The 13,711-nt window shown below is 59.6% G+C and carries 13 protein-coding genes; 6 read left to right on the top strand and 7 right to left on the bottom strand.

The features are described from left to right. Positions 1–299: 299 nt before the first annotated feature. The 3 genes from pntA to ACOI7D_RS19400 all read left to right on the top strand — a co-directional run bounded on the left by pntA (position 300) and on the right by ACOI7D_RS19400 (position 3,565). Entirely contained in the window at positions 300–1,829 is a 1,530-nt protein-coding gene (pntA, locus tag ACOI7D_RS19410) for a Re/Si-specific NAD(P)(+) transhydrogenase subunit alpha (RefSeq protein ID WP_048297428.1), read from the top strand. Between the two features lie 10 nt (positions 1,830–1,839). Next, positions 1,840–3,228, top strand: a complete 1,389-nt coding sequence (gene pntB, locus ACOI7D_RS19405; RefSeq protein ID WP_023289505.1) for a Re/Si-specific NAD(P)(+) transhydrogenase subunit beta — start codon at positions 1,840–1,842, stop codon at positions 3,226–3,228. A gap of 148 nt (positions 3,229–3,376) precedes the next feature. Beyond that, a complete protein-coding gene (locus tag ACOI7D_RS19400) occupies positions 3,377–3,565 on the top strand; it encodes a YdiH family protein (RefSeq protein WP_004887037.1) in 189 nt (62 codons plus the stop codon). Positions 3,566–3,684: 119 nt separating this feature from the next. On the opposite strand, the gene uspE is transcribed toward ACOI7D_RS19400, so the two are convergent. The 3 genes from uspE to ogt form a co-directional block, all read right to left on the bottom strand. Further along, positions 3,685–4,635 (bottom strand): universal stress protein UspE, encoded by a 951-nt coding sequence (uspE, locus tag ACOI7D_RS19395; protein ID WP_004887033.1) that lies wholly within the window; start codon positions 4,633–4,635, stop codon positions 3,685–3,687. A 138-nt stretch (positions 4,636–4,773) separates the two neighbouring features. Further along, positions 4,774–5,526, bottom strand: coding sequence for a fumarate/nitrate reduction transcriptional regulator Fnr (gene fnr / locus ACOI7D_RS19390; protein ID WP_004887031.1), 753 nt, complete (start codon positions 5,524–5,526; stop codon positions 4,774–4,776). A gap of 193 nt (positions 5,527–5,719) precedes the next feature. Then, positions 5,720–6,235 carry a methylated-DNA--[protein]-cysteine S-methyltransferase gene (ogt, locus tag ACOI7D_RS19385; RefSeq protein WP_023289506.1) on the bottom strand — a complete coding sequence of 172 codons (516 nt, stop codon included), beginning with the start codon at positions 6,233–6,235 and terminating at the stop codon, positions 5,720–5,722. A gap of 262 nt (positions 6,236–6,497) precedes the next feature. Here ogt and ACOI7D_RS19380 point away from each other — a divergent pair, with 262 nt between their 5' ends. Beyond that, positions 6,498–6,656 carry a hypothetical protein gene (locus tag ACOI7D_RS19380; RefSeq protein ID WP_060590821.1) on the top strand — a complete coding sequence of 53 codons (159 nt, stop codon included), beginning with the start codon at positions 6,498–6,500 and terminating at the stop codon, positions 6,654–6,656. Positions 6,657–6,688: 32 nt separating this feature from the next. Here ACOI7D_RS19380 and abgT read toward each other — a convergent pair whose 3' ends face one another. The 3 genes from abgT to ACOI7D_RS19365 all read right to left on the bottom strand — a co-directional run bounded on the left by abgT (position 6,689) and on the right by ACOI7D_RS19365 (position 11,094). Beyond that, the gene (abgT, locus tag ACOI7D_RS19375) at positions 6,689–8,215 is read right to left on the bottom strand and encodes a p-aminobenzoyl-glutamate transporter (RefSeq protein WP_049013443.1); all 1,527 of its coding nucleotides are present in this window, start codon (positions 8,213–8,215) and stop codon (positions 6,689–6,691) included. Between the two features lie 123 nt (positions 8,216–8,338). Further along, entirely contained in the window at positions 8,339–9,784 is a 1,446-nt protein-coding gene (locus ACOI7D_RS19370; RefSeq protein WP_109547397.1) for a M20 family metallopeptidase, read from the bottom strand. Next, positions 9,784–11,094 carry a M20 family metallo-hydrolase gene (locus ACOI7D_RS19365; protein ID WP_109547396.1) on the bottom strand — a complete coding sequence of 437 codons (1,311 nt, stop codon included), beginning with the start codon at positions 11,092–11,094 and terminating at the stop codon, positions 9,784–9,786. The genes ACOI7D_RS19370 and ACOI7D_RS19365 overlap by 1 nt, the downstream gene beginning before the upstream one ends. Positions 11,095–11,260: 166 nt before the next feature. On the opposite strand from ACOI7D_RS19365, the gene ACOI7D_RS19360 reads away from it, so the two are divergent. Together ACOI7D_RS19360 and smrA are read left to right on the top strand one after the other, a co-directional pair. Next, positions 11,261–12,169 carry a LysR family transcriptional regulator gene (locus ACOI7D_RS19360; RefSeq protein WP_044522727.1) on the top strand — a complete coding sequence of 303 codons (909 nt, stop codon included), beginning with the start codon at positions 11,261–11,263 and terminating at the stop codon, positions 12,167–12,169. Between the two features lie 101 nt (positions 12,170–12,270). Next, a complete protein-coding gene (smrA, locus tag ACOI7D_RS19355) occupies positions 12,271–12,834 on the top strand; it encodes a DNA endonuclease SmrA (RefSeq protein WP_048297433.1) in 564 nt (187 codons plus the stop codon). Here the strand turns inward: smrA and ACOI7D_RS19350 are convergent. Next, complete coding sequence (locus tag ACOI7D_RS19350) at positions 12,831–13,637, bottom strand: IclR family transcriptional regulator domain-containing protein (RefSeq protein WP_023289513.1); 807 nt, start codon at positions 13,635–13,637, stop codon at positions 12,831–12,833. The genes smrA and ACOI7D_RS19350 overlap by 4 nt on opposite strands. Between the last annotated feature and the right edge of the window lie 74 nt (positions 13,638–13,711).

Below are 13,711 nucleotides of genomic sequence, written 5' to 3'. Positions count from 1 at the left end.
TACAATGATCTCAATGGCGATAAATGGCGTTTTATACCACTGGATAAGCGGATTATCAGGCCTGAGAGGCAAATTCAGGTAAATATTGCTGCCCGGAACCATCTGTGCTGACAATAAGCAATAAAATCAAAATTTCTGTTTTATCGCTGTAGATCACAATCGCTATTTTCAGTAGGTTATAAAAAGTTTGTTACTGTTTCATTTTGCAGACAGCGAAAGATGGCGAGGATGATTTTGCCGTCCTGTCGCTGTTGGTCAGAAAAGTAAACCATCATCAAAAACCGATGGAAGGGAAAACTATGCGTATTGGTGTACCACAAGAAAGGCTAGCCCAGGAGACCCGGGCCGCCGCCACGCCGAAGACCGTTGAGCAGTTGCTCAAACTCGGCTTTAGCGTCGCGGTAGAAAGCGGCGCCGGGAAGCTGGCCAGCTTTGACGATGAGGCCTTTGCCCAGGCAGGGGCTGAAATCGTGACCGGCGACGAGGTGTGGCAGTCTGATGTCATCCTCAAGGTCAATGCCCCGAATGACGATGAAATTGCCCTGTTAAACCCAGGAACCACGCTGATTAGCTTTATCTGGCCGGCGCAAAACCCGCAGCTGATGGAAAAACTGGCGGCCCGTAATATCAACGTGATGGCGATGGATTCGGTGCCGCGTATCTCACGCGCCCAGTCGCTGGATGCGCTCAGCTCAATGGCCAATATCGCCGGGTACCGCGCTATCGTTGAAGCGGCCCATGAATTCGGTCGTTTCTTTACCGGGCAGATCACGGCGGCAGGCAAAGTTCCGCCCGCCAAGGTGATGGTTATCGGCGCCGGGGTAGCTGGACTGGCGGCGATTGGCGCCGCCAACAGCCTGGGCGCGATTGTCCGCGCCTTCGATACCCGCCCGGAAGTGAAGGAGCAGGTGCAGAGTATGGGCGCCGAGTTCCTCGAGCTGGATTTTAAAGAGGAAGCGGGCAGCGGCGACGGCTATGCCAAGGTGATGTCCGAAGCCTTTATCAAAGCCGAAATGGCGCTGTTCGCCGCCCAGGCGAAAGAGGTCGATATTATCGTCACCACGGCGTTAATACCGGGCAAACCGGCGCCGAAGCTGATCACCCGGGAAATGGTTGACTCAATGAAGTCGGGCAGCGTGGTGGTCGATCTCGCCTCGCAAAACGGCGGCAACTGCGAGTACACCGTGCCGGGCGAAGTGGTGACCACCGCCAACGGCGTGAAAATTATCGGTTATACCGACCTCCCAGGCCGTCTGCCGACCCAGTCCTCCCAGCTCTACGGCACTAACCTGGTGAACCTGCTGAAGCTGCTGTGCAAAGAGAAAGACGGCAATATCGTTATCGATTTCGATGACGTGGTGGTGCGCGGCGTGACCGTGGTGCGCGAAGGCGAAATCACCTGGCCGGCGCCGCCGATTCAGGTCTCCGCTCAGCCGCAGGCCGCGGCGAAAAAAGTGGAAGCGCCGAAAGAAGAGGTCAAACCGGCGTCGCCGTGGCGCAAATATGCGCTGATCGCGCTGGCGATTATCCTCTTCGGCTGGCTGGCCAACGTGGCGCCTAAAGAGTTCCTCGGCCATTTCACCGTCTTCGCGCTGGCCTGCGTGGTGGGTTACTACGTGGTATGGAATGTCTCCCATGCCCTGCATACGCCGCTGATGTCGGTGACGAACGCCATTTCGGGCATTATCGTGGTTGGCGCATTGTTGCAGATAGGCCACGGCGGCTGGGTCAGCTTCCTGAGCTTTATCGCGGTACTGATCGCCAGCATTAATATTTTCGGTGGTTTTACCGTGACTCAGCGCATGCTGAAAATGTTTCGCAAAGGATAAGGGGTAGCACATGTCTGGTGGATTAGTTACAGCTGCATACATTGTTGCTGCAATCCTGTTTATTTTCAGCCTGGCGGGTCTGTCGAAACACGAAACCTCGCAGCAGGGCAACTATTTCGGCATCGCCGGGATGGCCATCGCTCTGATCGCCACCATTCTGGGGCCGGACGCCGGCAACGTCGGCTGGATTATCCTCGCGATGGTGATCGGCGGGGCCATCGGTATTCGTTTGGCGAAGAAGGTCGAAATGACCGAGATGCCGGAGCTGGTGGCCATCCTGCACAGCTTCGTGGGCCTGGCGGCGGTGCTGGTAGGGTTTAACAGCTACCTGCAGCATGAAACCGGTATGGAGCAGATTCTGGTCAATATCCATTTGACCGAAGTGTTCCTCGGCATCTTCATCGGCGCGGTGACCTTCACCGGTTCGGTGGTGGCGTTTGGTAAACTGCGCGGCAAGATCTCCTCCAAACCGCTGATGCTGCCTAATCGCCATAAGCTGAACCTGGCGGCGCTGGTGGTCTCCTTCGTACTGATGGTGATTTTCGTGCGCTCCGACAGCACCGGCACCCAGGTCCTGTGCCTGCTGGTGATGACCGCGATCGCGCTGGCCTTCGGCTGGCACCTGGTGGCCTCTATCGGCGGCGCGGACATGCCGGTGGTGGTCTCTATGCTCAACTCCTACTCGGGCTGGGCGGCGGCGGCGGCGGGCTTTATGCTGAGCAATGACCTGCTGATCGTCACCGGCGCGCTGGTGGGCTCTTCCGGCGCCATCCTCTCTTACATTATGTGTAAGGCGATGAATCGCTCCTTTATCAGCGTGATCGCCGGCGGCTTCGGCACCGATGGTTCCTCCAGCGGCGGCGATGAAGAAGTGGGCGAGCACCGCGAAATTAGCGCCGAAGAGACGGCGGAGATGCTGAAAAATTCGCACTCGGTCATCATCACCCCGGGCTATGGTATGGCGGTGGCCCAGGCGCAGTATCCGGTGGCCGAGATCACCGAGAAGCTGCGGGCGCGCGGCATTAAGGTGCGCTTTGGCATTCACCCGGTCGCCGGCCGTCTGCCGGGGCATATGAACGTCCTGCTGGCGGAGGCCAAGGTGCCTTACGACATCGTGCTGGAGATGGATGAGATCAACGATGATTTCAGCGACACCGACACCGTGCTGGTCATTGGCGCTAACGATACCGTCAACCCGGCGGCGCAGGACGATCCGAAGAGCCCGATTGCTGGTATGCCGGTGCTTGAGGTGTGGAAAGCGCAGAACGTGGTGGTCTTTAAGCGTTCGATGAACACCGGTTACGCCGGCGTACAGAACCCGCTGTTCTTTAAAGAGAACACCCATATGCTGTTTGGCGATGCCAAAGCCAGCGTCGATGCGATCCTGAAAGCGCTGTAATGTAACATTATTGTTTTACAACGTTTGTTTATAAGCCGTCTCCTGTGAGACGGCTTTTTTATATGCAGAAGGATGCCAGGAATTGTTCATAAAATAAGCGGCGAAAGGTGATATAATGTTCCGGTTCTTACATCAGACAGAGGATATTATGGATACCGAGTTAACCCCAACGCAGATGGCCATCGAATTCTTACGCCGCGACACTACCGTCATGACCCCAGCGCAGTATCTGAAAAAACTTAAACTGCTGGAGCTGGAGTTTGCTGACCTGATGGCGCTCTCCTCGCTGGAGCTGAAAGAGGAGATCGATCTGGCCTGGCGTCTGGGTATCCACTGAGTCGTTCATGATCGCCATGCAATGACGGGGCCGCAAGCGGCCCTTTTTTGTGCCTGAGGGAAAGCGGGCAAAAAAATCCCCCGCGAGGCGGGGGAAGGTGAACGTTCCGGGAGGGAAGGTTAATCGTCGTCGTCGTCGTCCAGTTCCACCGGCGTCTGATAGGCCTCAGGTTTAAGCACCAGCAGATCGCAGCGCAGGTGGTCGACGACCTGCTCCGCGGTATTACCAAGGAACGCCGCAGAAAGGCCGGTGCGTCCGACCGTACCCAGCACCACGATCCCCGCCTGCAGATGCTCGGCGAGATCCGGGATCACCTCCTCAGGCAACCCTTTTTCCACGTGGGTGAATTTCTCGTCAATGCCAAACTTCTGCCGCAGCGCTTTCATCGCCAGCAGATGCTGACCGCGAATGGCGTCGTTGTAGACGCTGGGATCGAAATCCGGCAGCTCAATCGCGATATTGATCGGGGTGACCGGATAGGCGCCGATAAGGTGTACTTCTGTGTGGTTGACTTCTTCCGCCAGCGACAGCGTCTCGCGAACCAGCTTCTCGTTGAGGGTGTTGTGATAATTCTCTTCACTGGCCAGATTGACGGCGACCAGCGCTTTACCGCCTTCCGGCCACGGCTGATCTTTCACCATCCAGACCGGGCAGGGGCACTTACGCAGCAGATGCCAGTCGGTCGGGGTGAAGATCACCGCTTCCAGCTTGTCGTGCTGGTGGGCCATCTTCAGCAGCAGGTCGTGTTTCTCACTGATCACTTCCTGAATAATGGCTTCGAAGGGGCGGTTGTGCCACACCACTTTCACGTCAATCGGCACACCGGATTCAAGATAGAATTTCGCCTGCTCGCGGATCCAGGCCGTTCGTTGGGCAATGACGCCCTGACGCATCGCCGTCCGTTCGTCCGGCGACAGCAGGGTGGTCATTTCATAAGAAAAATCATAGATCGGCAAAAAGGCTTTGATGCGTCCACCAATCCGTTGGTGCAGGTACACCGCTCGCCTTAGCGCCGGCTGGTCGTCCTGGTTAGGATCGATTACTACCAGCATGCTCTGATACTTCGCCATACAGGGTCTCCTTACAACTGCAGCTACCGTCAGTTATTAAAAAGATAACCTATATGGATGAATTGAAACAGGGGAGGAGCCTGGTCAGATCAACAAATCTGAAAAAAATGCCGATCCTGACCAGGTGTTGCGCGGAGATTAAGCGACGTTGCGCGCCTGACCGGCCAGCTGGGCCAGCAGGTCGCCGTTTTCAATGGTGATGTATTTGCCTTTCACCGCCAGCATGCCGCTCTTCTGGAAACGCCCCAGCAGACGGCTGATGGTTTCGACGGTGAGGCCGAGATAGTTGCCAATGTCGCCGCGGGTCATGGTCAGTCGGAACTCGCGGGGAGAGAAACCGCGCTGCGCGAAACGGCGGGACAGGTTATAGATAAACGCGGCCAGGCGCTCTTCGGCGTTCTTTTTTGAAAGCAGCAGGATCATATCCTGGTCGCCTTTGATCTCACCACTCATCAGGCGCATCATCTGCTGACGCAGATTCGGCATTTTTCCGGAAAGATCGTCGAGGGTTTCAAAGGGGATCTCGCACACCATCGAGGTTTCCAGCGCCTGGGCGAAGCTCGGGTGCAGGCCGGTGCCGATGGCGTCGAAGCCCACCAGATCGCCCGCCAGATGGAAGCCGGTAATCTGCTCATCGCCTTGCTCGGTGATGGTGTAGCTTTTGATGGTCCCGGAGCGAATGGCGTACAACGATTTCAGCTCATCACCGGCTTTGAACAAGGTTTGACCTTTCTGGATGGGCTTTTTCCGCTCGATAATATTATCCAGCTGATCAAGCTCATGCTCGTTCAGAGTAAAGGGGATGCAGAGCTGGCTGATACTGCAATCCTGACAATGGATAGCACAACCGCCAGACTGAATGCGTCGAATAATTCGCTTCTCAGGGATCATATGTCTGCTCAGGCCTTAATTGATATTGGTCAATTTTAACATCTTTTTGATGAGCAGGTAAGTCTTCAGGCTCTGAAACACGTAATATCAGCAGGGTAAATCAACACAGGCTGATATCTGCTTGATTAAAAATAGATTATTCAGCCACATTGGATTGTAAAATTACCTGAAAATTCCGAAAACGCATTTTCAGTCAAAGCAACAGATAGCCCTCGTGGCGCAGAAGCCACTCTTTACGCTGCACGCCGCCGGCATAGCCGGTCATCGTGCCGTTACGCCCGATGACCCGATGGCAGGGCACCACAATACTCACCGGGTTGGCGCCATTGGCGGCCCCCACGGCGCGCGCCGCGCCGGGACGACCGAGCGCCTCGGCCAGCTGACCGTAGTGCATCACCTGGCCGCAGGGGATCTCGCGTAACGCCCGCCAGACCTGGCGCTGGAAAGGGGTGCCGGCGGTGGCGGTAGGCAGGGTCTCGATAACGGCCAGGTCGCCGGCAAAATAGTCGTTCAGCTTACTGCTGAGACCGCCTGGATTGCGGCAGTCGACGCGCTGATAGCCTTCCCGGCGATAGTGTACATCGAGCAGGGTCTCCATCCGATCGCGGTGCTCGTCCCACTCGACGGCGCGCAAATTAAACTGTTCGTCGCAGAGCACCCACAGCGCCCCCAGCGGGGTATCCATTTTATCCTGCAGCAAGGTCAACATCGTTTCGGTCATCCACCATCGTACACGAGGGCCACACGATACCACGCGCCGGCGGCGGTCAACTATACTCCCAAAAGATAAACCCGACGACCGGCATCCAGCGGCCGTTACGTTGATTTATTTTTGGATCGATCCTGGCGGGTTATCGGGCATGGTTTTTGCTACTTTTAAGCTGACGACGCCGGTCCTCCGCGCAGCTTTGCGCGCCCGGGAAGGTGCCGCCGCGTCGGCGCGGCGCGGTTAATAACTCAGAGGTGGGGCTATGCAATATATACTGACTGGCGTAATCGTATTGATCTTCAGCGGCCTGGTTATCCATGGCCTCACGCTGTTGCTCGAACGCGGGTATCGCGCGCTTTTCGGCATCTTCGCCGGAACCGCGGATCTCCCCCGCAAGGTCAAAGTGAAGGTGCCGCGTTAAGCGTAAGCCGCCGTCCCTGGCGCTTCAACGGCTTAAGGAAGCCGCGGATAGATGCCAGGGCCGATGGGCAGTCCTGCCAGATACCATCCCACCAGCAACAGCAGCCAGACGGCGAGGAAAATCAGCGGGTAAGGGAGCACCAGCGAATAGTATGTCCCGAGGCGGGCGTCCGGTCGGTAGCGCTGTAAAAAACCGAGAAACAGCGGCACAAACGGTGAAACCGGCGCCAGCGGCAGCACCGATGAATCGGCGATGCGAAACAGGATCTGCGCAAACGCCGGGTGGAAGCCCAGCAGCATAAACATCGGCACGAAGATCGGCGCCAGAATCGACCAGATGGCCGAGCCGCTGGCGATAAACATACACAGAAAAGCCGACAGCAGCGCCAGACCGACAAACGCCGGGACACCGTTCATGCCGGCGCTCTCCAGCAGGTCCGTCAGGCCAACGGCCATAAACCTACCCATATTGCTCCAGTTGAACATCGCCACGAACTGCGCCAGCGGGAAGACCATCACGATAAAACCGGCCATCTCTTTCATCGGCTCAATCATCAGCTGCGGCAGATCGGCCTGGCGGCGAATTTTGCCGGTGGCGATGCCGTAAGCCAGCGACACGACAAAGAAGAAAAAGATGATCAGCGGCACGATGCCTTTGATAAACGGCGAGGGCATGACCGTGTGCTGAACCGGATCGCGAAGAATGCCGTTTTCGGGAACCACCATCAGGGCGATGACCGCCACGAACGCCAGCGTCGCCACGCCGGCGATGCGCAGGCCGAAACGCTCCTCGGCGGTCAGGGTCTGCAGCTTGTCATCACGACTGCCTTGCCATTGGCCCAGCCGCGGCTCCACCAGCTTGTCAGTGATCAAACCGCCGACGAGGGTCAGGAGGATCACTGAGGTCGCCATAAAGTACCAGTTGTCGATCACGCTGACGTGCAGAGAGGCATCGATGGATTTGGCCGCCTCGGTGCTGATCCCGGAGAGCAGCACGTCGGTGGTGACGATCAGTAAATTGGCGGTAAAGCCGCAGCCCACGCCGGCAATGGCCGCCAGCAGGCCGGCGACCGGATGCCGACCGACGGCGAGAAACATCAGCGCCCCCAGCGGCGGCATGATCACCAGCGCGGCGTCGGAAGAGATATGGCTGAAAAAGGCGATAAACAGCACCATATAGCTGGCATAACGGGCGCTAACGTGGGAGGCCATCTTCACCATCAGCGCGGGCAACAGGCCTACCCGCTCGGCAAAGCCGGCGCCCAGCACCAGGGCGAGGATCGCCCCCAGCGGCGCGAATCCGCTGAAGTTTTTAATCACGTTCGGTAGAAACCAGTGCAACCCTTCCACGCTGAGCAGGTTTTTGACCACCACCCGCGACCCGTCCGCAGGGTTTTGGACCCCGACGTTGAAGGCGGAGAGTATCGCCGTGGCGGCGATCAGCGCCACGATAAGATAGATAAACAGCAAAAACGGGTGCGGGACCTTATTACCGATCTTCTCTACCCAGCCATAGCGCTTTCCGGCGGGGGAAGGCGACGGTATGGATGACATACTCATGGGCGTTCCTCTGTTGTCGTTGTTGTGTTAGGCAGGCCTGCTCCCGTACTGCCGGCGGTTATTATGGTCGGTGCGTGCCGCGATGCCGGTCAGCGTCTGTCAGGAGCGGTCTGGTCTGTATGGTTAGCGTAAAACCGACGGTCTCACCTCCGCCGGGATCGGGCAGCGGTAGGGATGTTCGGCCAGCGCTTGCCTGAGCTCTCGCTGGCTGGCCTCCAGCAGCGCGCGGTCGCTGAATAAGCGGATCGCCGTCGCCGCGAGGACTTTCCCCGCCAGCAGCATCCCTTTATGGGCGATGGCGGTGCGTCCCTGGCTCACCAGCTGCCAGCTGTGCAGCGGGGTACCCACCGTGAAGCAGGGGCTGAAGCACTGGGCCACCGGCGCTTTCCAGCTGACATCGCCGACGTCGGTGGAGCCGGCGAGGAGCGTATCCGTGGCCGCCCACGGCGCCACCTCATCAATCAACAGCGTGTCGCGGTGGCGACGAGCGAAGGTTTTCCCCGCCTCGCCGCCGGTGCCGACGATATTGTTCAGGCTGTTGTTGATATCGTTGTCGCTGAGCGTGGCGCGGATCGCCGCGGCAAAGGCGCGCTCGTCGTCGCTCCATGCCGGCGTGCCGTAATGGCATACCGCCTGGTACATCGCCGCTTCGAGCGTGCGGTTGGGCAGATAGCCCGAGCAGGCTTTTTCAAAGCGGCAGCTGACGTGGGTCTCGGTCATCAGCGCGGCCCCCTGGGCAATCTTCTCAATGCGGGCAAAAATCTGTTCCACGTCGGCCATCTCCGGCGCGCGGATCAGATACAGCACTTCCGCCTGGGCCTGGACGACGTTGGGCGAGACGCCGCCGGTATCGGTAATGGCGTAATGAACCCGCGCCTTCTCGATAATATGTTCATTCAGGAAGTTGCTGCCGGTGGTCATCAGGGTGACCGCGTCCAGGGCGCTTCGCCCCAGGTGCGGCGAATTGGCGGCGTGGGCGGCGGTGCCGGTAAAGCGCCACGCCGCCTGAATGTTGGCGAGGGTGCGGTTGCTGAACATCCCGGCCCAGGCCTCCGGATGCCAGGTGAGGGCCGCATCGACGTCATCAAACAGCCCTTCGCGCACCATAAAGGTTTTGCCCGAGCCGCCTTCTTCTCCCGGGCAACCGTAGAAGCGCAGGGTGCCTGCGCCGCCGTGCTGCTGCAGCCATTTTTTAGCGGCCACCGCCGCGGCGAAAGCCGCCGTCCCGAGCAGATTGTGCCCGCAGCCGTGACCGTTGCCCCCCGGCGTCGACGATGTCGGCTCCGCGCAGTGGGCCTGCTGGCTAAGACCCGCCAGGGCGTCAAACTCGCCCAGCAGGGCAATAACCGGTTGGCCCTCGCCGACGCTGGCGATAAAAGCATTGGGGATCCCGCCGGCATCCCGGGTAAGCTGAAAACCTTCCGCTTCCAGGGCGTCCGCCAGCCGGCGGGCGGACCAGAACTCCTCAAAGCGCGTCTCCGGGTGATCCCAGATATCATCGGCGATAGCGCAATACGTCTCGCGGCTTGCCTCAATCACCTCGTCCACAAACTGAAAGATGGGTTCCATCACACCCCCCGCTGCCAGGGAAAGTTAAGCGCGACGCGCGCCAGGGTGTCGACCGCGACCGTCATTACGCTCTCGTCGAAGTCAAACTTCTCGTTGTGGTGACCGGCGCTCAGTTCGGTGCCGAATATCATGTACGAGGCGAGGCCGCCGCGCGCCTGGACCCGGGCCATCATCAGGGTGGCGTCTTCCGATCCCGCCGGGGCGGCGATGCGATCCACCGCCTGCTGCACGCCGGGCACAAGGGCGGCCTGTTCGCGCAGGTACGCCACCCACGCCGGCGACGGGGCGCTGGCGGTGGCCGCGCCCATCATGCGTAACTCGTACCCGGCTTGATGCATCGCCGCGGCCCCGGCGATGACGTGCTGCGCCCGGTAAAAAACATACTGATTGATGGCTTCGCTTTCGCCGCGGGTTTCCACTTTTAACAGGGCCGAAGAGGGCACCACGTTGCGTCCGGTGCCAGCCTGCATCACCCCAACGTTGACCCGCGACGCGCCGGCGCTGTGCGGTGGGATGGCGTGCAGAGCAAGGGCGGCCTGGGCGGCGGCGAGCAGCGCGTTGCGCCCATCTTCAGGCTTACCGCCGGCATGGGCGGCCACGCCGCTAAACTGCACATCGAATTTGGTGGTGGCCATAAAGTTGTCCCCCCCGCACACCACGGTGCCGACCGGAACGCCGGTGCCGATATGGATGGCGGTGAAATAGTCCACCTCGTCCACCACGCCGGCGGCCACCATCGCGCGGGCGCCGCGGGTACCCTCTTCAGCAGGCTGGAAAATCAGTTTAATGACCCCGTTAAGCTGGGCGGCATACTGCTTCAGCACATGCGCCAGACCCAGCCCGATGGCGGTATGTCCATCGTGGCCGCAGGCGTGCATCATGCCGGCGTTGCAGGAGGCGAAATGGTCGCGATGGGGGCGGTGGCTGTCATCGTGCTGCTCATTGAGGTCGAGGGCGTCCATGTCGACGCGAAAGGCCAGGGTTGGGCCGGGACGTCCGGTGTCGAGCGTCGCCACCACGCCGGCGAACCCGCCTTCAAACGCCGGCAACCAGCGTTCCGGCGCCCCTTGCTCGCGGGCGCGCTCGAAAGCCTGGGTCAGGGTCTCCTCATCCGGCAGCCCCATCCGGCTGTCGGCATCGATGACGTCACGCCCCAGCGCCAGCTGGTAGCCGAGTCCGTCGAGGATCTCCGCCACCTTGCTGGCGGTGCGAAACTCCAGCCAGCCGGATTCAGCGTGCAGGTGAAAATCGCGGCGCCATTGGGTCATGGCTGGCGCCAGCTGGCGCAGGTATTCATCAAGTTGCGGCATAGCTTATCCTGTCATAAGTAAAAAATGTGACGGCGTTCACGATGTGATAGCTTTTGTTTATCACTGACGCGCTACAGGCCTTAACGCTCTTAACCTGCCACAGCCTGATGGATTACAGTAGATGTCATTTTCTTCCGTCTGATAAACAACGGTTATCACCAAAAGCATGGCATTTCAGATTAAATTTCATCAAATTCGCGCCTTCGTCGAGGTGGCCCGGGAAGGGAGTATTCGCGGCGCCAGCCGCTCGCTGGCGGTCTCGCAGCCGGCCCTGACCAAAGCGATTAAAGAGCTGGAGGAGGGGCTTTCCGCTCAGCTGTTCGTCCGCCGCCGCCAGGGGGTGGCGCTGACTGACGATGGCGAAAGTTTTTATCAACATGCGAGCCTGATCCTCGAGGAGCTGCGGGCGGCGCAGGATGAACTGCTGCAGCGCCAGGGAGAGCAGGCCGGGCAGATCAATATTGGCCTTGGCGCCAGCGTCGCCCGGTCACTGATGCCGTCGGTGATCTGCCGCTTTCATCAGCAGCATCCGCAGGTGAAGGTGCGGATCATGGAGGGCCAGCTGCTGGCGATGATCAATGAGCTGCGCCAGGGGGAGCTGGATTTCACCATCAACACCTACTATCCCGGGCCGTACGACCATGAGTTCAGCTTTGAAAAACTGTTTGAGAAACCGTTCGCGGTCTTCGCCCGCGCGGGGCATCCGGCGGCGCAGGCCACCTCGCTGGTGGAGCTGATGGATCACCACTGGACCATGCCGACGCCGCGTGGCAGCTACTTTAAACAGCTGCAGGACCGGTTTAATCAGGCCGGGCTGGCGCCAAAGGTGGATATTGTGTGCGAGACCTTTTCGTCGTGCATCAGCCTGGTGGTGAAAAGCGATTTTCTCAGTATCCTGCCGGTGGAGCTCGGCAACGATCCGATGATGGCGGACAAGCTGATGATGATCCCCGTCCGCGAAGCGTTGCCGACGGCGGCCTATTTTCTGATCCAGCGGCGCGACACCCGGCAGACGCCGCTAACGGCGTCATTAATCACCCTGTTTCGCCGCCAGAGTCGACAATTGTTTCCTTAACCGCCCGTCGCGCTCACTTTGCCAGCAGACGGGGCTAAACGCGTTGAGGGGGGAGCGCGAGGCGGCTATAGTAGCTGGCGACAGCCGCTGGAGGAGAGCCCATGAACCTTGATGACAAATCCCTGTTTCTTGACGCCATGGAAGATGTCCAGCCTCTGAAACGTAACAATGACGTGCACTGGCATCCCGGGCGCAACAGTCGCGCCCCGCAGCGCGTCGACACCCTGCAACTGGATAATTTTCTCACTACCGGCTATCTCGATATCGTACCGCTCGCCACGCCGCTGGCGTTTAAGCGCGAAGGGCTGCAGAGCGGTGTGCTGGATAAGCTACGGCGGGGGAAATACAGCCAGCAGGCGAGCCTCTCCCTGCTGCGCCAGCCGGTGGAACAGTGCCGGCAGATGCTCTTCGCCTTTATGGTGCAGGCGCAGAAAGAGGGGTTACGCAATGTGCTGATCGTTCACGGCAAAGGCCGCGACGACCAGTCCCATGCCAATATCATCCGCAGCTATCTGGCGCGCTGGCTGGAAGAGCTGCCGGAGGTGCAGGCCTTCTGCGCCGCGCTACCACATCATGGCGGTAGCGGCGCCTGCTATGTCGCGCTGCGTAAATCGGCCGAAGCGAAGCAGGAGACCTGGGAGCGGCACGCCAAGCGCAGCCGTTAGCGCAGCAGCAGCGTCAGCTCGCGAGCGGCTTTTTGCAGCTCCGGCAGCACGCGGTCGATCATCTCGCGGGCCGACATCTGGCCCGCATGCACCCCGACGTTCAGCGCCGCCTGCGCCTGCCCCTGGGCGTTAAACAGCGGTACCGCGAGGGAGCGCAGGCCCATCTCCAGCTCCTGATCGTTGAGGGCATACCCCTGCTGATGCACCCGTTTCAGCTCGGCGCGCAGCTTCGCCACCGAATCCACCGTCTGCGGGGTATAGCGGATCATGGTTACCCGGGCCAGCATGTCGTTGAGCTTCTCCTCCGGCTGATGGCTGAGCAGCACCCGACCCATCGAGGTCGCCCACGCCGGAAGGCGGCTGCCGATATCGAGGTCGATGGTCATGATCCGCGAGCTGGAAGCGCGGGCGATATACAGGATATCGTCCCCGTCGAGGGTGGCGATGGAGCAGGATTCATTGAGCATTTCGCTCAGATGCCGCAGCACCGGCTGCGCCGAACGCGCCAGCGGCGTCGAGGCCAGCCAGGCGTGCCCCAGGGCCAGGATCCGCGGCCGCAGCTGAAAATGCTTACCGTCTTCGGCATAAACGAACCCCAGCTTGCTCAGGGTATACAGGCAGCGGCGCACCGCTGCGCGCGGAATGCCGGTCTTCTGACTGATCTGTGAGATAGACAGCAGGGGCCGCTGCGGCGTGAATGCCTGAATCACCTCCAGGCCGCGCGCCAGCGAGGCCATGAAGTTAGGATCGCCCTTAAACGGATCGCCGTCGCCGGTCAGTAAATCGTCTGGATGCTTGTCCATTTCTGTTCCCCATATTTGCCATCGATCACATTCTTTCGCTAAAGATAACCGATGTTCGATTATCGCACCATATT

Source organism: Klebsiella sp. C360 (assembly GCF_048822415.1).
Lineage (GTDB): Bacteria > Pseudomonadota > Gammaproteobacteria > Enterobacterales > Enterobacteriaceae > Klebsiella > Klebsiella quasipneumoniae.
The sequence above is the reverse complement of the archived record's forward strand: the minus strand, read 5'-3'. Positions and strand labels throughout refer to the sequence as shown.